The organism is Haliscomenobacter sp., assembly GCF_040403615.1.
GTDB lineage: Bacteria > Bacteroidota > Bacteroidia > Chitinophagales > Saprospiraceae > Haliscomenobacter.
The window spans coordinates 56,379-73,974 of sequence record NZ_JBBAKG010000010.1; the positions used below are offsets into that span (position 1 = coordinate 56,379).

Below are 17,596 nucleotides of genomic sequence, written 5' to 3' on the forward strand. Positions count from 1 at the left end.
TTCGTAACCTTTTCCCCAAACCCAGGTAACCTTATTTGAAAGCCAACTGAATGCAGCGCACACCAAACCTGAGCGATGAAGAATTAATGGATCTGCTCGCAGCCAACCAGCTCGATGCAGCAGCCATTTTGTTTCAGCGGTATCGGGTTGGGTTGTTCAACTTCTTTTTGCGGCAAGGCATTGCCCGCGAAGCCAGTGAAGACCTGGTGCAAAGCATCTTTGAGCGGGTGATCAAGTACCGACAGAGTTTCCGTCGGGGGATGGCTTTCAAGGCCTGGTTGTACCAGATAGCACGCAATGTACAAGCTGATTTTCACCGGCAGGTTGGCCTCAAATATGCGGAAGACATCAGCAAGTACGCAGACCATCCTGACCCTGTCGATACCAGCACCATCGTTTTGGAGCAAGAGGAAAATCTGATCCAAATGGAAAAAGCCATGCAACAACTCCCCAAAGAGCACTTGGAGATCCTGTTGCTGACCCGCTACCAACGCATGAAATACGCGGAAGTAGCCGAATTATTGGGCTGTTCGGAAGGAGCGGTCAAACAGAAGGTATTTCGCGCATTGCAACAATTGCGCAGCCTTTACTTTAAAATGCAAAAGTTATGATGCACGATAAAACCGAAATGCTGCTGCTGGAATACCTCGATGGTACTTTAGCTTCGGCAGAACGACAACAACTGGAAGTCCGCTTGGCCCAGGATGCCGATTTGCGGAAAAACCTGGAAGAACTGCGAACCGTTTTGCTGCACCTGGAACAATTTCCGGAACAAGAACCCTCGAAGGAATTAGACGCACGATTCGATACATTTTTGCAGGCCGAAAAACGCCAGCTGCAATCACCCAACTGGCTTGGAAGGATTCGCTCCTTCCAAGCACTTTCCCGAGTGGAATGGCAAGTGGCGGCCACCTTTGCCCTCTTGATCATTGGTTTGGGTTTTGGCTGGTTTTGGCGTGTCAATCAACAACAGCAAGCAGAAATTGCCGCCTTGCGCCAGGAGATGCGCAGCACCCAAAAAATGCTGGTCTTGGCCATGCTCGAAGAACCCAGCGCCAGCGACCGTATTCAGGCGGTGAATGTGTTGGAGCAGGAAAAAGCGGACCCCAAGGTCATCAAAGCGCTGATCAATACCCTCAATTTTGACGACATGGTCAACGTGCGCATGAAAGCAGCACAGGCCCTGAGCACTTTTTCCGATGATCCGATGGCGCGTAAAGCACTGATCAGCAGCTTAGCGACTCAGGAAAGCCCCGAAGTACAAATCACCATCATTGAAATTCTGGTCGCACTGGGCGATAAACGAGCGGTTCCGTCCCTGCGTTCAATGTCCGAAGACGAAGAACTGATGGATTTTGTACGGCAGCAGGCTGCAGTCGGATTGGATGTGCTCCTGTAAGTTTAGCACCCGCCTGCGGCGGATGACTCTTGAAAAAATTCGCTCGCAGATCATGCTTTTTTGAAAAAATCTGCGCGTGGTGTATAACTCTTAAAGAAAAACCATAAAAATGAAAAAAATTATCATCACATCAATTCTTGCTATTAACTGTCTGACAGTTTTTACACAGAAATCTTTCTTTTACAACCTTAGTACTACACTTTCCAAAAATGAAAGTGTAACTAAATTGTATATTTCTTATGAAATTGCAGGTATTAAGTTTAAAGATAGTTTGGACATAGGCAAAAAACATCTAACATTGAAAAAGACTTTGACACAACCAGTTGCTGCAACTATTAGTACAAATAGCAGTAAAGTTGAGCAAGCTTCCGTAATGTTAGCAAATAATAACTTAAATATCATTTTGACAGACAATTCAATCTTGATTAATAAATCCAAATTGCAAGACGACTTTTTATATTTGACAGCAAATGACAGAATACGTCCAAATTATTTTCCTCTCTATGGCGAATTATCAGCAAAGAATGATACAATTGGTTTGAATAAATTAGGGGTCGTTTTTGATAGTTTAAAAAATAACGATATTATAAAATCCTATGACTATTTCAAAGCAAACAAAACCTCGTTTTTAAGTTTATTTTCATTTAATAGATATACTACTTTTTTTGCGGACTATTCAAAAGTAGAAAAAGACTTTGCTATTTTGCCAATGTGGGCTAAAAACAGTTCAGACGGAAAAAATATTTTAGCTAAAATTGAAGGTGCAAAATCGGCACAAGTAAATACGCTAGCAAAAAAATTTGTGCAGCAATCCTCAACAGGACAAAAAATAAGTTTAGACACTTTTAAAGGAAAATATATTCTAATTGACTTTTGGGCAAGTTGGTGTGCCCCTTGTAGAAAAGAACATCCAAATTTAATAAATACTTATGAACAGTTTAAGAATAAAAATTTTGAAATTATCTCAGTTTCATTAGACTCTGAAAATGATAATTGGCAAAGAGCAATATCAAAAGACAAATTAACTTGGACACAAGTTTCAGATTTAAAGGGACAGCAGAACGATATAGCCATACAGTATGGGGTGCAGTCTGTTCCTACCAATTTTTTAATTAACCCCAAAGGAATAATTATTGCTAAAAATCTGACAAGCGAGGAACTTTATAAAAAGCTAGAAACCTTGTTGGACGAATAGAAGAACAACATACAACATTGCATGGCAAAAGCGGAGGTAAAGTACTAAATTTAGCATTTGTGTTTTCTAATCCTCGCCTTCGCCAATGCTTTTCCGATCTGCGGGTGAAAAATTGAAGATCAGTCCGCCGCAAGCAGGCTGCTAAGCATCAACCGACATTTTTTACTTTTCAAAATACCAACGTCATGAAGTATTTATTCGCCCTGGGCGCAGCGCTGCTGTTGCTCACACCGGCTACTTTTGCCCAAAAAACATTCAAAAAAGCCTTCACTGGCTCTGCGCCTAAAGTGAGTATTGTCATTGAAAGAGCGGAGATTGAAATCAGTGGTTATAATGGCAATGAAATTCAAATTGAAGTCGAAGGTACCTTTCCTGCCCCTCCTGAACGCGCCAAGGGACTCAAACCATTGAACGTTGCCGAAGACAATACGGGCATCGGGCTGGAAATCAAAGAAGCAGGCGGCGTGATGACCGTTAAAAAAGCCAGCTATCAGGAAGGCAAGTACAAAATCAGAGTACCCAACAACGCGGATGTCAAAGTAGAGGTGATGGATTGGCACAAAAGCGACTTGGACATCAAGGACATCAGTGGCGAAGTGGAAATCATTGGCAAAAGTTCAGACATTAAACTGACCAATGTAACTGGCCCAATCGTCTCCAACACTGTAACTGGCAACACCGAGGTCATTTTTACCAAAGTCAACCAAAGTAAACCTTGCCACATCAGTACCATCAATGGTTTTGTGGACGTAACCGTTCCTGCGGATACCAAAGCGAAATTGGATATGTCTACCTTCCACGGCGAGATTTATTCGGACTTGGACATCAAATTTGCTTCGGATGAAAAAAGCAAAGGCCTTAGCCCGCTGCGACGCAACATTTCAGGTGCTAGCCTCAACGGTGGTGGGGTAGAATTGACCATCAAATCCATCAATGGGGATTTGTACCTGCGGAAGAAATAGTGAAATAGCGAAAAGCGAAAAGTCATTCCTGATTTCCGGTCAATATTACCGATACTTTTCGCTATTCGCTATTCACTTTTCGCTTTTCACTTTCAAATCCTTTCCTATCATGAAAAACCTGATCTTTTTGTGCCTGATCTTTTTGTCGGGCTGTATGGGGCATGCCCAAAATTCACCCAGCTCTCCCGCTCAAACACAAAGCAAAAGTGGAGACGCAACGGACTTTACTTACTCCATGCCCAGCGGTAAAAAAGCGGTCTTAAAACTGCCTTTTGCCCGCACCATCACGGTCAAAATCTGGGACAAGGCCGAACTGAAACTCACGACCATCCTCAAAACCACCCGCGAGGAATACAAAAAAATCCATACCCTGGAAGCGGTGGATGGCCAGGAGGAGCTCAACATCAAAACGGATTTCCAGAAGGATTTTTTCAGTGATAAAGACTGGAACAAGGATCGCTCTTTTTGGTGCAGAGATTGTGATTCCTTATTGAATGCAGGTGTTAGCAACATAGCCTGTTACTGCTTGCGCATCGATTACGAAATCACCCTCCCGGCAGGCACTTCTCTGGCCCTGGAAAGCATCTCGGGCGACATTGAAATACGCGGCCACAACGGCCCACTGCGCGCCAAAACCATCAGCGGATTTGTAGATATAGATCGGACCGTTAATACAGCAGCAACCCTGGAGTTTAAAAGTGTAACCGGAGAAATTTACACCGATTTTGACATCGACTTGAGTGGAAATAGCTCGGCTTACAGCAAAAAAGTGGCGGCCAGTATCAACGGCGGCGGCAGTAGCGTTCGAGCAGAATCCGTAAGTGGGGATATTTATTTTCGGAAGCGGGGAAAGTAGCTTGATCGAAGAACCAATTTTGCTCGATTTAAAATCTTGTTCACCCTGTTATTTCAAAAATGACTGTTGAAATAACGAGGTAAGTGATGCTCTATTTCGGCTCAATCAAATCCCACAAGTTCCCGTACAAATCTTCAAAAACAGCCACGGTACCGTAAGTTTCCTCCGCAGGCTCTCGCACAAAGCGAATGCCTTGCGCCTGATAATGCCTGTAATCCCGCCAAAAATCGTCGGTGTGCAGGAATAAAAAGACCCGTCCTCCGGTTTGGTTGCCAATCCGGCTGCTTTGTTCGGCGTTGGCGGCCTGGGCCAAAAGGAGGCAACATTCGCCCTGGCCACGGGGTGCGACCATCACCCAGCGTTTGGTTTCACTCAATGGGGTATCTTCCAAAAGCTGAAAGCCCAGTTTTTGGGTGTAGAACTCGATGGCGCGGTCGTAATCATCCACTATGATGGCAATGTGGGCAAGGCGTTGGTTCATGTCTATTTTTTGGGTAAATATAGTTAAACATAGAAATGGCTCACTCAGATCAGGATTTTGTGGTTTCACGAAGTTTGAGTGACATATTGCCGGGGTGAAACCCCAGTCACTTTTTTAAACGCCCGGTTGAAAGTTGCCTTGGAATTGAAGCCGCTTTCTAGCCCAATTCCCAACAGCGAAAGGTGGGCCATGGTAGGATCGGCCAGCAAGCTTTTCACTGCTTCCACCCGATAGGCATTGACATAGTCGTTGAAGTTTTTTTCAAAAACCCGATTGATGACAGCTGAGAGTACCGAGGAATTGGTGCCCAGTCGACTCGCCAAATTGGCAAGTGCTAGCTCTGGTTCCAGGTACATTTTTTCAGTTTCCATCAAACGAGACAATTGTTCTTTCCAGTGTTGCAGTTCCGCTTCGCTGAACTTATCGGTTTTGGCCACCTCCGAAATTGGGGAATTTTGAGTAAATGGATCAAAAACCAGTTGGCGAGCTTGGGTTTGGGCATACCCTGCGATGCTGAGGTAATAAATTAGCCCGGCATTGAACAGTTCATCCCACCAGTCGTGCCAAAAATCCAGATTCAGCCATAGGTCGATCAAAGTCATGCTCCAACCAATGACACTGGACAAAAAATAGGCCAGCAAAAAATTGCGGAACCAGTCAAAACTCAGCAATTCTGGGTTAGAAAATTGGGTAGGCGACCAGGATCGATATTGACGGTACAACTGGTAAGCCCAGTAAAAATACAAGGCAGTCAGCATAAAAGACAAAATAGCTTCCAGGTATTGGACTCCCCAGGGGAAGTGCAGATTGGTTTTCCACCACTCAACAAAGTCGGGTCCCTGAGAAAACACCAGCAAGTGATAGGCAAGAAAGAGGGCAAATGGTGCCGCATGCCACATATCTTGCCCACGCGGTTGCCAGCGTGTGTTAAATTGGCTTTTCAGGTAAAACCAGCTCAAGGCGGGGATCAATAAATTAAAGTTCCGGGGAAAAAACTCCAAGGTAGTCCATAAGATTTCGATCCCGGCAAAGCCCAACATATACTCCCAAATCTCGAAAGTGAATGCGGCGATCAAAACGCCAAACAGCCCATCTGACCAGCGTCCGTGCCGCCATGCCCTCAGCCAGAACATGCCAGCGTAAATCCACCCCTGGATAAAGGCAAAAAGCAAGGGTGTGGAATACAGGTTGAAATTGAATTGCATGCGTGTAGCTTGAGGAAGGGTGATTCACCAGAGCATCGGTGCACTGATGAATCAATCCTTCAGATCCGAATCAAATACAGGCTTTTTTCTTTGTCTACGGTCAGGATTAGAGATTCTTTGACCCGTTTACCTTCCCAGTAGGGCGCCTCACAAAGGTACAACTTGGTACCCACTGGATAGCTCACCCGATAAACACTACTCCAATTCAGCTTACGGCTAAAGCCTACATTTAAATTTTGTTCGTCGCCGGGAATTTCGGCGCGCACGTACACTTGTTTGCCGATCATCGATTTACCCCCTACTTTGAAGGTGACCATGTCTAAACCTGCTTTTTGTGCAAATGTTTCTACTTCGGGTTGTTCCTTGATTTTTTCCAGACGGTAAATTTCTTCGTATTTTTCAGCCCAGGCTGCGTCAAGCCATTGTTGGTGGCTGATCTCATAAGTTTTACCAAGGTTGATTTTTTGGCCAACATCGGCGGCAGTGATCACTCGGATAAGTTGCCACTTGGTTTTTCGTTTTTCGTAAATGCGCGTACCTGCGGGCATATTTACTGCATGACTACTGAGCCCACCCAGGTGATAGCCGTAGCCGCTGGTTTTGGATTGTTCCGAATCGAAGTGCCGAATATCGATGACTTTGGTGCTCAGCCCGGGGTTTGCCAAGGTGAAACTGACCCGAACTGGGTTGCTGGTACTCTGAGCAGCAAGTTGTAGGCTGAAAAAAAGTAGGGCGCATTGCGCAAAAATCTTGTACATGGTGCAGCGTTTTTAGTGTGAATCAATGGGTCAAAGATTCGATGCTAAAATGATCTAAATGCTGCAAATCAAAATTTGAGACGCCTCAATTTTATTTTGATACTATTTTCTGTTCCACTCGGCGCAGCTTTTCCCCAGCTTTCCGATCAATCTCCTGTTTGCATTGTATGATTAAGCCCTTAATTCCTTTTTCCTGCAAAAAAACATGTAGGGCATTGCTGATAATAGAAGCAACATCCTGAAAATCCTCAGTTTCTAACTCCAACTGCAATTCCAATGCGCCTACCTGCCGCAAGCGATAAGCCCGAAAACCATCCGTACTCCGCGCAATAACCCGACAAATCAAGTCTGGAAAAACCTTGACCATTTCCCCATTGCTACCAGGAAAAATCAAAACATCATCCTCCCGCCCTTCAATGCGCTCCAGGGCAGTAAAGCAAGATCCGCAAGGGCAAGGCTCGGGTTTTTCTACCAAAATATCGTTCAGCTCGTACCGGATTATCGGCTGTGAACTGCGGGTAAAATCAGTGATAATGGGGATAAAACGGGTTTCGTCGAGGTATTTTTTTTCAAAAATGGCGATGTCTTCGTTGAGGTGCATCGTACCGTGAGCACAGGTTACGCCCAGAAATCCTTCGGTGCATTGGTATACTTCGCGCAGCGGAGCAGAAAAGTTTTTTTGAATAAATGCCTTATCCTCAGGATTGAGCACTTCGGCAAAGGAAATCACCAATTGCGGTTTGATGTTTATTTGTTTTGCCAATTGAGCTTCGGCAATCGCCCCCAATACTGAAGGTTGTGCAGCCAGGATGTGGGGCTGGAATACCTCCAGGGCTTGAATCAATTGCTCAATAGGCTGAAAAATGTCAAAAAAGCGAAACTCCAGACTGGCCGATTGCACCGAGCTATACAAATTGCTGTTGGCGCGCAAAAAGAAAGCTACCCGCTGCTTTTTGAACAAACGCAAGGGAACAACCCTACGCAACACCATCCCAGTCCATTGCGCCCGCTCGGTGGGTGACACCAAAAACAGGCCGCGTGTACCACTGGTTCCGGTAGATAAGCCCACCGTTGCGCCTTTTAGTTCCGTGCTAAAATCGCGCGCTATCTCTGCTTGTAACGCCACTTGCATGGCCTCGCTTTGCTTCAGTCCAAGCGTATTGATGGCGTCAAAATTCGCCATGAACCCAGCCTTATTGATGGTTGGAAATTCGCCGAGCGCGGCATGGGCATCGGCCAATTGCTGGTAAAAAGGAGAACGCGTCAATACCTTTCTGCGAAATTTACGCCATTTGCGCTGTTGAAAGCGCTCCAATTTAGCCCGATTGCGGAATGTACCCCGCAAGGTATATTGCAGAAAATACCAGAGAATTTTGAGTTTGAATCCCAACTGGCTGTTCATCGCATTGCATCAGGAGCATCCAGCACCAGGGCTTCTTGCTCGTTCAAAATATCGTACAAATGCTCGTGGTACTCTGGGAAATCCGGCAAATTGTTGTGCCCTCCGCCCTCAATGGTGATGAGGGTGCTGCGGTCGGCGCTGAGGTCGTGTAGTTTTTTGCCCTGCTTGTAAGAGATCAGGCGATCCTTGTTGCCGTGAATGATGAAGATTGGGCAGGTGATTTTTTTCAAAAACTGATCGGTGCGCAAGTGGTAGCGCAACAAATACCGCAAGGGAATCCACCAGGCGTATTGACGGATTTGGTAATAAAAACTCAAATACGGCGAATCCAGAATCAGCATGCGCGGGTGATTCCAAGAGGCGATGCGGGCGCCAATCCCACTGCCAAGTGAACGACCATAGACAACAATCTGCTCTTCGGGGTATTCGGTACTCAGCCATTTGTACACCGTTTGCGCGTCGTTGAAGAGGATGCTTTCGGTGCGGCGGCCTCGGCTTTTACCAAAACCCCGGTAGTCGATCATGAAAAAATCGTAGCCTTTGCCCACAAAATCCTTGGCAAATTTGCCCCAACCCTTCAAACTTCGCGAATTGCCCTTGAGGTAAAACACCACCCCCTGCGAATTGGGCACCTTAAAATGTAAGGCATTGATCAGGCCACCATCTTCCATATCGAAGGTATGTTCCGTGAATGGGAACGGATAGCGGTATTGAAAATGTTTGGGCAGCATTTCAGGGCGAAAAAAGAAATAATCCTGAAAAAAGAAAAAGAATGCACATAGCCCCCCGTAGATCACCACCGGCCAAAACAAAATATTTGCCCAGAAAAAAGGAGACAGTATCCATTCCATAAGTTCAGTTTTCAGCGGTCAGCTATCAGCTATCAGCAGGCAGCAGTCAGTTATTAGCTATCAGCAGGCAGCAGTCAGCTAACGACAATCGGCTGATTGCTCAAAGCTGATTGCTGACCGCTGATCGCACATTAAATTTTCGGGTTTCTTTCTCTGGCTTTCCGGTAAGCTCGTGCGCCAATCATCAGCAGGATCATGAACCCGATGATACCCAGGAGGGTTATGATAAAGTCGAGGGCATTGCGGTACACTGCCAGCAGTACGATGGCCAACAAGAATACCGTTGGCACTTCGTTGAGCAAGCGCCAACGGAAAGAGCTGATGCCCAAATGCCCGGTCTCCATTTTGCGGATCATGCCCTTGCACCACAAGTGGTATCCGGTGAGACCCAACAACAAAACCAGTTTGAAGTGCATCCAGGAATTGACTTTGAACCATTCCCAGCCATAAAGATAAAGGATGATCAACCCGCAGATCCAGGTCAACATCATGGCTGGATTGCAAATGATTTTGTACACCCGCCATTCCATGAGGTTGAACTGCTGGGTGAGGATATCACGCTTGGGTTGTTCGTCGTCCTGGGCTTCGCGGTGGTACACAAACATGCGCACCAGGTAAAACAAGCCAGCGAACCAGGCCACAAAACCAACAATATGCAGAGATTTGAAGAAAAAAAGCATGGAGTTAGGGAGTTTATTTTTTACAAATTTCACAAAAGATTATCCGCAGCGACTGTGCAGGTTTTTCTGCGTTCATCTGCGAATTCATCTGTGCAAAATCTGCGTGAAACACAAATGTACACTAAGTAGTGGGGCAAAAATAAGCGTTTCATTTTCTCTAAGTCAAAGGATTAGATAAGAAACTTAAAATGAACCGTTTACTCATCTAATCCTTTGACAAAATGAAACACTTATTTTTTATCGCCCCTTGGATGAAGAATTTCACGAAAATTAGTGATTTGTGATACAAAATCCAATCATAATTTGATCTAAATTGCCCCTAATTAATTGCTATCCCGATGGATTTTCAAAAAGATGTTGTAGAACGCAGCTACCAGATGCCGGTAGTCATTGATTTTTGGGCAGAATGGTGCGGCCCTTGCCGGATTTTGGGCCCCGTCATCGAAGAGATGGCTCAAGAACAAGCAGATCGCTGGGCATTGGTCAAAATTGATACTGAAGAATATCCAGATATAGCCGAAGGCTTCGCCATTAAGAGCATTCCCTGCGTAAAGATGGTCTTCCAGGGCAAGGTGATCGCCGAATTTACCGGAGCGATTCCTCGGGCGCAAATTCAAAAGTGGTTGGATCAATTCTTGCCTCCAGTGGAAGCAATGGAAGAAGAAGAGGACGATTTGAGCGCCCTGCTCGAAGCAGTTTCCGCAGGCATCCCTGGTGCATTGGAAGCCTTGATCGAATTGGTAGATGAAAATCCAGAAATCCTCATTGCGCGTTTGGCGCTGGCACAGCAGTTGGTGATTCCAGATCCTGCAACTGCCCGTCAATTGATTCACGACATTCAGCCTGGCGATGAGCTGGCAGAAGCTGCTGCCGATGTACGCATGATCGCGGATTGGATTCAGTCGGTACCGTCCACCATCAATCAGGCAGGTGTTTTGCTGGGTGAAGCACAACAACTGGCCACCAGCGGCCACATCGAAGAAGCCCTCAAAAAAATCATTGAGGCCGTAATGGTCGATAAAACCTTTAACAACGATCAACCCCGCAAAACGGCGATTGCCTTGTTTCGGAGTTGGGGCATCAAACATCCTTTGACCCTGAAGTACCGCAAACGGTTTGATATGGCGGTGGATTAATTCAGGGGCGAGCAGTGCTGGTTTTGCTGGTTTACGAGTATCTCTAAATATTTTTACAAGGCAGAAACACCTTCGCCATTTCGGTTTCCCAACTCATGCTTTTAGCTGCGGAAGCGACCGACTGCTGGTTTTGTTTCCAGTTTTGGTACAGCAAAAGCAGAAACTGCTCCAATGCTTGTCTACTCTCCATCCAGGGCTGATGCAAAATCAGGCTATGCTGGGCATACGTTTGGAGCAGGCTTTCCAATTCCGGTTCTGCGCTGCCATTGACCAAAGCCAGAATGGGCTTTTGCGCCTGCAAGTACTCAAACAGCTTGGAAGTTACGATTCCCATCAGCTCGGGACTGTTCCAACTCAGCAGCAAGTTCAGGTGGGAGGCATGCTGCAATGCCAATACCTGCGCATGCGGCAGTTGCCCCAGATCATTGAGTAAATCCAGCATTTGATGCGCAGTTGCCCATTCCCGCCACAGCGCGCCGTCTTTTCCGCACACTACAATTTGCAGTTCCGCAGCAGGTATTGCTCCCGTTTGAACCAAGCGCTGCAATGCCCAAAACAAAAGCACTGCCGATTGCAGGCCGGGATACAATGCGCCGGTATACAGCATGGTGAATTTTTCAAAAACAGGAATACGGTGCACCTCCACCTGCTGCGCCATTGGCGCATTGTACAACACCTCAACTGGCCGACCGTAATGCTCCTGCAAATGCTGCGCCAAGCCCTCCGAAACGGTAGTCAATAACCGGGCGCGTTGCAAAATCCATTTTAAAATCCGGTGTTGAACCCGAGGAAAAAACACATTCTTCAGGCGAGGATCTACCGGAATGTCTCGAAAATCGGCAATCCAGATCAAATGTGGGAAACGGCGTGCCAACAGAAAAGCCAGAAAATGATCGGACATTGGTCGAAAAGAGGAAAAAACATGGCTGATTTCTCCTTGTCGGATCAACTTGCAAGCTTGCCGATACCCCCTTAAAATGTAGAAGATTCCGCCATCTCCAAAAATTACATTCAAAGGAAAACTATCCAGTGCGCGGCGCAACCAACCGATGCCGGGTTTTTGCTTCAGATTGGTGCTAAAGTGGGTAGTGTTTTTTTGGCTGAATCGCCAGATAAACCACCGAAAATCAAAACTGGGAATGGGGTGAATTTGGGCATCACCCATAGAAGACAATGCTTCCTGGTCAAAAATGAACGCATGAGCGGTGGTAATGACCTGAATGTTTGTCCAGTATTGTGGTGCCATCTGGCAAAAACGGGCATTGCGCAGCGTCCCTACGGTTTTGATGGGCGGAAAATAGTAGGCGATTTGTAAGATGCCTTTTGAACCTGGAATTGCAGGGTCGGTATTCATTTATGCCGGAACTAGGTGCATCAAAAAATCGGGCGATAGCCAGCGCCGCAAAATTGAATCGCCCAAACACTGATTCAAGTACCGGGTACACGCTGCCGCTAAAATGGGCGAAAGATACTGCAAGAACGGAACAGATGGCGCAAGAAAAGTGGTTTGCTGGATGCGAAACCCCATTTGCTGGGCCAGGTCTTTCACTTCTTCGAGCGCATGCGCCTGTATGGAAAATCCTTGCTGCACCACGCCTTTTCCTGGCAGCAAACGCGCCAATGGCCGCAGCAACTGACGCAAGCGAAAATCCCAGGAGCTTTTATTGGTAAAACTGATGCCCAATGTCCCGGTCGGTTGCAAATGCTGGCGTACCCATTCGAGGTGGTTAAGGAGAGCCGCTGGCTCCAAGTAAGTGACCAAACCCAGCATAAAGATGTGGTCAAAGCGATTTTCCACATCTGTCCAATTCTGGATATCGCCGAACCGGCGTTTTTCAACTGGAATCTTGCTGTGTGCCAGCATGGCCGCCGAAAGATCGGTTGCGGTATAGTCAAAAGAGGAAAATTGATTAGAAAGTACATGGTACAATGTGCCATTGCCCGCGCCAATATCCAGAATGTTTTTTCCTGAAAAATTCTGGCCTGCCAATGCACTTTGCAAACGTGCTTCAAACCAATATTGCAAGTACGGTTGCTCTACAGCGTACCGCAATGCATAAGTACTGGCCAGTTGATCAAAAAACTGCAGCACTTTCTGCTGGTGCGGTAGGAGCCTCTGCATGAAGGTAATTTAAGGCGTGAAGCAGGATGATGTACTGATCCTGGACAGTGTGCAGGTCGAACCGGGTTTGAGCCAATTCACGGCCATTTAATCCCATTTGCTGCAAAAACGAATAATTTTGTTGCAGCGCCTGGCGCAAGCTCGATTCCAGTTGAGCGGCGTTGCGGGGCTCAACCAACCAGCCGTTCCAGCCAGCCCGAACGGCATCTTGACAGCCGGGTACATCGGTAACGATCACGGGACGTCCCATCGACATGGCTTCGAGCACCGATCGGGGCATTCCTTCCCGATAGGAGGGCAAAACCACCACATGGGCTTTGGCAATCAAAGGGCGCACATCTTCCACTTGACCAAAGTATTTGATGGTGCCTTTTTTGATCCATTGTTGCAGGAGATTTTTGTCAATGGCATCGGGATGTTCTGCCTGATGGCTTCCAGCTACCCAAAATTGAACCCCTGGGTTATTTTTGCGGATGCGGGTCGCAGCGGCAACCAATTCGACCAGGCCTTTGTCGTACAACATTCTTCCCAAAAACAGGAACACAAATGGCTGTTTTCGAGGCAGGTAAGTCTTTGAAAAATGATCGGTATCCACTCCCGATCCTCCCACCACTACCCCTTGTCCGGGCTGGAGGATTTTCAAGGATTTTAGCAATTCATAATCCGATTGGTTGTGAAAAGCCACTTTCTCAACGGCCTGAAAAGCAAATTTGTACAAGCTCCGCACAATCCAGTTGAGCCAACTTTTGTGCAAAAAAGAATAGCCCAACCCTGTAACGGTTGGAATAATCGGTACCTGCAAAACATTGGCCACGATGCTGCCCATGATGTTGGGCTTGATGGTAAAGCTAAGAATGGTGGTGGGCTTTTCTCTCCGGATGATGGTGTACAACTCGTAGAGAAAACGCAGATCCTTGTAAGGGTTGGCTCCCAATGGAGCGAGGTGCTTCAAGTGGTGCAATCTGCAAAATTCCCATTTTTGAATAGCAGCAGAATACTTGTCTTGGGGAGCCAATACAAGCACATCATACCCCGCCTCAGCAAGATACTCAATGAGTTTCATCCTGAAATTGTACACATTCCATGCGGAATTGGTAATCAGGATGATTTTTTGTTTTTTTAAAAAAGTAAATTTCATCAGATTCAATGGCATACTTCTACAGCCTAAGATAGCTTGAGGATCGCAGTATCTTAGATGCTGTTGTGGTGTTGAATTAAGCCAAAGGGTGATAAAAAAGAAGAGTGATGCGAAAAGACAATTTATTCGCAACTATTTCTCAAAAATAGCACTACAAGAAATTATTTCCAAATTTCAGTCCCAATTCTTCGGTTATTTTTTTGATTTCCTGTTCTTTTCCTTTCGGATGAATCAGCAAAATATCGTCTTCATCTACGACGATGTAGTTTTCCAGGTCTTTGATCACCACCAATTTGTCTTTGGGTGCGCGCAACAAGCAGTCACTCACATTGAACAACAAATTTGGCCCCAGGTTGGTGACGTTGTCTTTTTCATCCTTCTCAGCCTCTGCATGCAAAGAGCCCCAGGTACCCAAATCTGACCAGCCAAAACTGGAAGGGATGGTGTACACGTTGTCAGCCTTTTCCATGATGGCGTAATCAATCGAAATGCTCAAGGTATTCGGATACACCCGATCGATGTAGGCCTGCTCGTTGGGGGTGTTGTAATGCTCTGGTTCGGCGCCCAATACCGTGAGAATTTCATTGGAATGTTGGGCAAAGGAAGCCAGGAGGCTTTCTACCCTCCAAATGAAAATGCCTGCATTCCAGAGATAATCGCCACTTTCCAAGAAAGTCTTGGCCTGTTCAAGAGGTGGTTTTTCAGTAAACCGGAGTACTTTATGTACTTCTCCTTCAACTGGAGTTTTGGTATAATTGATGTAACCATAGCCAGTATCCGGGCGGGTAGGCTGAATACCCAGGGTCAGGAGTGCATTGTTTTTTTCGGTAAAATCCAGGGCGGTTTGCAAGGATTTCACAAAATTGGCCTCATTGAGGATGATGTGATCCGAAGGTGCCACCACCAAATTGGCGTGTGGGTTGAGCGCTTGCAATTTTAATGCAGTGTAGGCGATGCATGGAGCGGTATTGTTGCGCGATGGCTCGCAGAGGATTTGGTTGTCGCTGATCTCGGGGAGGTGCTCTTTCACCAGTTCGCGATAGATGCCATTGGTGACGATAAAGATGTTTTCGGCAGGACACAGCTCGAGGAATCGCTCGAAAGTCATGCGCAAAAGGGACTTGCCAATTCCCAAAATATCCAGAAACTGTTTGGGACGTGCAGTACGGCTCGCTGGCCAAAACCGAGAGCCAACGCCGCCAGCCATAATGGCAACGTAGGTGTTGTTGTTGGGCATTTGTTTCAGTTGATGATTATTCGGTAAAAATAATAATTAATACCATATAAGTATGACGCAAAAAAATACTTCCCGATTTTTTGAGCTTCTAGTTCTTGGCGGTCAAAAAGACCCGCAACTCCTCCAAACGATCGGTATTGATCAAATCAACACCCGCAGTTTGTAGGACTTTCCATACGTTTTCATTGTCTGGTGAAGCCCAAAATCGAAGTTTTTTGCCTTCATCGTGTACCCTCTTCAGCATTTCGTCCAGTTTCTGCTTTTCATCGGCAGGCATTTCGCCGCTGCCCCTCCATTTGAAATGATTGTGGTAATCGTCGCTGATGATGGGCATCAGATTGGGCGTGATATTTTTGCCCAAATCGTTGGGGCGGCCATCCAGACTGGCCAGGCGCTGACTTTGTTTGCGGAGGGTCTCGATGGGGCGATCGCCCGAAAGAACAACCTGAACCGGCGCCTCGTTGCAATTGCCATCCGTACACATTTTTAGGATGTCGGAATATTTTGCAAACAATTTTTCCAATGCCCGATAGCTTGCTTCTCCATTGACCTTGATGTCGATAAACAAGTAAAACGGAGCAAAGAAATCAGGATAAACTTTTCCGCCCATTTTTTGAATGTGGGCGCGCAGGGGGCGAAGGTACATTTGTTCCAGGGTACGGGCCGGACTGCGGAAATAAGGGCGGTTGTGCGCCACATACAAGGAATCGTTCATCAAAAACACATCGGCTTCCACGCTGGTGAATCCTTCTTTCAAGGCATCAAACAGGGGCCGGTTGTGCTCGTAATCGTTGTGGGCGTGGGCATTTCGCAAAGGCGAAACAGGAGCGATTTCCGGCAGAGCAAAAGGCGCTACGGGTTGCGTCCAGGCCGTTTCCTTATCGCCTACCTGATAGGGGTTTTCCTTGTTTTTGCTCGAAACGATTTTGGCGCGTACAAACCATTCATTGCCCGTCAAGGTATAGCTGATATTGGCGTCATCCTTGGCTTTGAGGTTGATTTCTTTGAGTACTTCGGCATTTTTTTTGCCTTTCAATACCCCAATAAACTGAATCTGGTAGGTTATGCCCCTTTCGGTTTTGAGGTGAAAGGAAATGGCCTTGCTCGATTGTGTCAATTGATCCAACTCAACGCCGGTGGTGGCATAAAACTGGCCCGCTTCCATGGCTTCTACGATTGCACCACCGTGCAAGGAATCGGTTTTGACCATCACCCAGCCCCGTCCGGTATTGCAATAATTGGCCCCAAAGTTGAAGTAGTCGTGGCTGTCGTCGGTAGCCAACCCGTACAGGAGGGGTTGCCCGATTTGGACGTAATGCAGGTTGATTTCGTCCCATAGCGTTTCCATGCTCACGTGGGTTTTGTCGCCGTAATTGACAGCGGCAGGGTGGCCGTTGTACACTTCAAAGAAGCGCTCGTATTGTAGCCCCATCATGTCAGCAGGGCTAATGGCAAACTGAAAATTGGGGTGATTGATGTGCGGAAACATAGGCTGCCCGGTGAGGCGCCGCTGTGCCATTACCGCGTTAATATTGCTTTGCATGACCTCGGTCACGCTGTTGCCAAACTGCGTCAAAACCACCCCTTTGATGTTGGTGGCATTGAGGTGAATGGGTTTGCCTTTGTATTGGGAAGAGATCTCTTCGCTCTGCACGATGAGGAATCGGCCGGGTTCCTGAAACAACGGTGCGTATTCCTTCAGGGTTTTGAGGCGCACGTGCAGGGAGTCATTGCCTTTTTTTTCGAAATTCACCCAAGCTGGGCCGTATTTTTCGAGGTATTTGTTGAAAGCCCTTCGTCGTTGAGGGGCTTTGGGGAGCCATTGCCAACGCTGGCCGTCTTGCAAGGTATTGTGGTCGGAAAGGGCTACAAAATTATAGCCATGCTCTTTGTACCAGGCCATAATCATTTCTGGGTAATCGTCACCGTCACTCCACAAAGAGTGGGTGTGGAGGTTGCCCTTGTACCATTTTTGGGCACACAAAGGGCTGATTATACAGAGGAGAATGGATAACAGCAGTATTTTTTTCATGACCTATTTGGCTTTGAAACCCAAAGGTCTGGAATCTGGGGGATTTGACAAATTAATTTTTGGTTTTTACCACAGAGAAAACCGAGAAGGCCAAAGATGGCGCAGGTTTAGCCGTTCTATTCCAAACAAAAATATTTCCTTA

Annotated in this window: 17 protein-coding genes; 6 read left to right on the plus strand and 11 right to left on the minus strand. The window is 46.6% G+C overall.

What is annotated here, in order from left to right:
* The first annotated feature begins 50 nt into the window (after positions 1-50).
* The 5 genes from ABW391_RS05235 to ABW391_RS05255 all read left to right on the plus strand — a co-directional run bounded on the left by ABW391_RS05235 (position 51) and on the right by ABW391_RS05255 (position 4,412).
* Positions 51-611 carry an RNA polymerase sigma factor gene (locus ABW391_RS05235; RefSeq protein ID WP_353480780.1) on the plus strand — a complete coding sequence of 187 codons (561 nt, stop codon included), beginning with the start codon at positions 51-53 and terminating at the stop codon, positions 609-611.
* Complete coding sequence (locus ABW391_RS05240; RefSeq protein ID WP_353480781.1) at positions 608-1,399, plus strand: HEAT repeat domain-containing protein; 792 nt, start codon at positions 608-610, stop codon at positions 1,397-1,399. The genes ABW391_RS05235 and ABW391_RS05240 overlap by 4 nt, the downstream gene beginning before the upstream one ends.
* A 109-nt stretch (positions 1,400-1,508) precedes the next feature.
* Positions 1,509-2,594 carry a redoxin domain-containing protein gene (locus ABW391_RS05245; protein WP_353480782.1) on the plus strand — a complete coding sequence of 362 codons (1,086 nt, stop codon included), beginning with the start codon at positions 1,509-1,511 and terminating at the stop codon, positions 2,592-2,594.
* A gap of 185 nt (positions 2,595-2,779) precedes the next feature.
* Positions 2,780-3,556, plus strand: coding sequence for a DUF4097 family beta strand repeat-containing protein (locus tag ABW391_RS05250; protein WP_353480783.1), 777 nt, complete (start codon positions 2,780-2,782; stop codon positions 3,554-3,556).
* A gap of 109 nt (positions 3,557-3,665) precedes the next feature.
* The gene (locus tag ABW391_RS05255) at positions 3,666-4,412 is read left to right on the plus strand and encodes a DUF4097 family beta strand repeat-containing protein (protein ID WP_353480784.1); all 747 of its coding nucleotides are present in this window, start codon (positions 3,666-3,668) and stop codon (positions 4,410-4,412) included.
* A gap of 91 nt (positions 4,413-4,503) precedes the next feature.
* On the opposite strand, the gene ABW391_RS05260 is transcribed toward ABW391_RS05255, so the two are convergent.
* The 6 genes from ABW391_RS05260 to ABW391_RS05285 form a co-directional block, all read right to left on the minus strand.
* Entirely contained in the window at positions 4,504-4,893 is a 390-nt protein-coding gene (locus ABW391_RS05260) for a VOC family protein (RefSeq protein ID WP_353480785.1), read from the minus strand.
* A gap of 65 nt (positions 4,894-4,958) precedes the next feature.
* A complete protein-coding gene (locus ABW391_RS05265) occupies positions 4,959-6,098 on the minus strand; it encodes a helix-turn-helix domain-containing protein (protein ID WP_353480786.1) in 1,140 nt (379 codons plus the stop codon).
* 59 nt (positions 6,099-6,157) lie between these two features.
* Positions 6,158-6,856 (minus strand): hypothetical protein, encoded by a 699-nt coding sequence (locus tag ABW391_RS05270; RefSeq protein ID WP_353480787.1) that lies wholly within the window; start codon positions 6,854-6,856, stop codon positions 6,158-6,160.
* A gap of 91 nt (positions 6,857-6,947) precedes the next feature.
* Positions 6,948-8,258, minus strand: coding sequence for a F390 synthetase-related protein (locus ABW391_RS05275; RefSeq protein ID WP_353480788.1), 1,311 nt, complete (start codon positions 8,256-8,258; stop codon positions 6,948-6,950).
* A complete protein-coding gene (locus tag ABW391_RS05280) occupies positions 8,255-9,109 on the minus strand; it encodes an alpha/beta hydrolase (RefSeq protein ID WP_353480789.1) in 855 nt (284 codons plus the stop codon). The genes ABW391_RS05275 and ABW391_RS05280 overlap by 4 nt, the downstream gene beginning before the upstream one ends.
* A gap of 131 nt (positions 9,110-9,240) precedes the next feature.
* On the minus strand, positions 9,241-9,789 hold the full coding sequence (locus ABW391_RS05285; RefSeq protein WP_353480790.1) for a CopD family protein: 549 nt from the start codon (positions 9,787-9,789) through the stop codon (positions 9,241-9,243).
* A gap of 338 nt (positions 9,790-10,127) precedes the next feature.
* On the opposite strand from ABW391_RS05285, the gene ABW391_RS05290 reads away from it, so the two are divergent.
* A complete protein-coding gene (locus ABW391_RS05290) occupies positions 10,128-10,925 on the plus strand; it encodes a tetratricopeptide repeat protein (RefSeq protein WP_353480791.1) in 798 nt (265 codons plus the stop codon).
* Positions 10,926-10,968: 43 nt separating this feature from the next.
* Here the strand turns inward: ABW391_RS05290 and ABW391_RS05295 are convergent, their stop codons facing one another.
* The 5 genes from ABW391_RS05295 to ABW391_RS05315 all read right to left on the minus strand — a co-directional run bounded on the left by ABW391_RS05295 (position 10,969) and on the right by ABW391_RS05315 (position 17,454).
* The gene (locus ABW391_RS05295; RefSeq protein ID WP_353480792.1) at positions 10,969-12,279 is read right to left on the minus strand and encodes a glycosyltransferase; all 1,311 of its coding nucleotides are present in this window, start codon (positions 12,277-12,279) and stop codon (positions 10,969-10,971) included.
* Positions 12,280-13,047, minus strand: coding sequence for a class I SAM-dependent methyltransferase (locus ABW391_RS05300; RefSeq protein WP_353480793.1), 768 nt, complete (start codon positions 13,045-13,047; stop codon positions 12,280-12,282).
* Entirely contained in the window at positions 13,001-14,185 is a 1,185-nt protein-coding gene (locus ABW391_RS05305) for a glycosyltransferase family 4 protein (protein WP_353480794.1), read from the minus strand. Before ABW391_RS05305 ends, ABW391_RS05300 begins: the two co-directional genes overlap by 47 nt.
* Before the next feature lie 151 nt (positions 14,186-14,336).
* Entirely contained in the window at positions 14,337-15,422 is a 1,086-nt protein-coding gene (locus ABW391_RS05310; protein WP_353480795.1) for a mannose-1-phosphate guanylyltransferase, read from the minus strand.
* A gap of 88 nt (positions 15,423-15,510) precedes the next feature.
* Positions 15,511-17,454: a histidinol-phosphatase gene (locus ABW391_RS05315; protein WP_353480796.1), complete on the minus strand. Its 1,944-nt coding sequence runs from the start codon at positions 17,452-17,454 to the stop codon at positions 15,511-15,513.
* Positions 17,455-17,596: the final 142 nt, after the last annotated feature.

Coding starts and splice junctions, on each gene's coding strand:
- ABW391_RS05240 (WP_353480781.1), top strand. CDS start 608: ATGATGCACGATAAAACCGAAATGCTGCTGCTGGAATACCTCGATGGT.
- ABW391_RS05265 (WP_353480786.1), bottom strand. CDS start 6,098: ATGCAATTCAATTTCAACCTGTATTCCACACCCTTGCTTTTTGCCTTT.
- ABW391_RS05290 (WP_353480791.1), top strand. CDS start 10,128: ATGGATTTTCAAAAAGATGTTGTAGAACGCAGCTACCAGATGCCGGTA.
- ABW391_RS05305 (WP_353480794.1), bottom strand. CDS start 14,185: ATGAAATTTACTTTTTTAAAAAAACAAAAAATCATCCTGATTACCAAT.
- ABW391_RS05270 (WP_353480787.1), bottom strand. CDS start 6,856: ATGTACAAGATTTTTGCGCAATGCGCCCTACTTTTTTTCAGCCTACAA.
- ABW391_RS05280 (WP_353480789.1), bottom strand. CDS start 9,109: ATGGAATGGATACTGTCTCCTTTTTTCTGGGCAAATATTTTGTTTTGG.
- ABW391_RS05245 (WP_353480782.1), top strand. CDS start 1,509: ATGAAAAAAATTATCATCACATCAATTCTTGCTATTAACTGTCTGACA.
- ABW391_RS05295 (WP_353480792.1), bottom strand. CDS start 12,279: ATGAATACCGACCCTGCAATTCCAGGTTCAAAAGGCATCTTACAAATC.
- ABW391_RS05235 (WP_353480780.1), top strand. CDS start 51: ATGCAGCGCACACCAAACCTGAGCGATGAAGAATTAATGGATCTGCTC.
- ABW391_RS05285 (WP_353480790.1), bottom strand. CDS start 9,789: ATGCTTTTTTTCTTCAAATCTCTGCATATTGTTGGTTTTGTGGCCTGG.
- ABW391_RS05275 (WP_353480788.1), bottom strand. CDS start 8,258: ATGAACAGCCAGTTGGGATTCAAACTCAAAATTCTCTGGTATTTTCTG.
- ABW391_RS05260 (WP_353480785.1), bottom strand. CDS start 4,893: ATGAACCAACGCCTTGCCCACATTGCCATCATAGTGGATGATTACGAC.
- ABW391_RS05255 (WP_353480784.1), top strand. CDS start 3,666: ATGAAAAACCTGATCTTTTTGTGCCTGATCTTTTTGTCGGGCTGTATG.
- ABW391_RS05310 (WP_353480795.1), bottom strand. CDS start 15,422: ATGCCCAACAACAACACCTACGTTGCCATTATGGCTGGCGGCGTTGGC.
- ABW391_RS05315 (WP_353480796.1), bottom strand. CDS start 17,454: ATGAAAAAAATACTGCTGTTATCCATTCTCCTCTGTATAATCAGCCCT.
- ABW391_RS05300 (WP_353480793.1), bottom strand. CDS start 13,047: ATGCAGAGGCTCCTACCGCACCAGCAGAAAGTGCTGCAGTTTTTTGAT.
- ABW391_RS05250 (WP_353480783.1), top strand. CDS start 2,780: ATGAAGTATTTATTCGCCCTGGGCGCAGCGCTGCTGTTGCTCACACCG.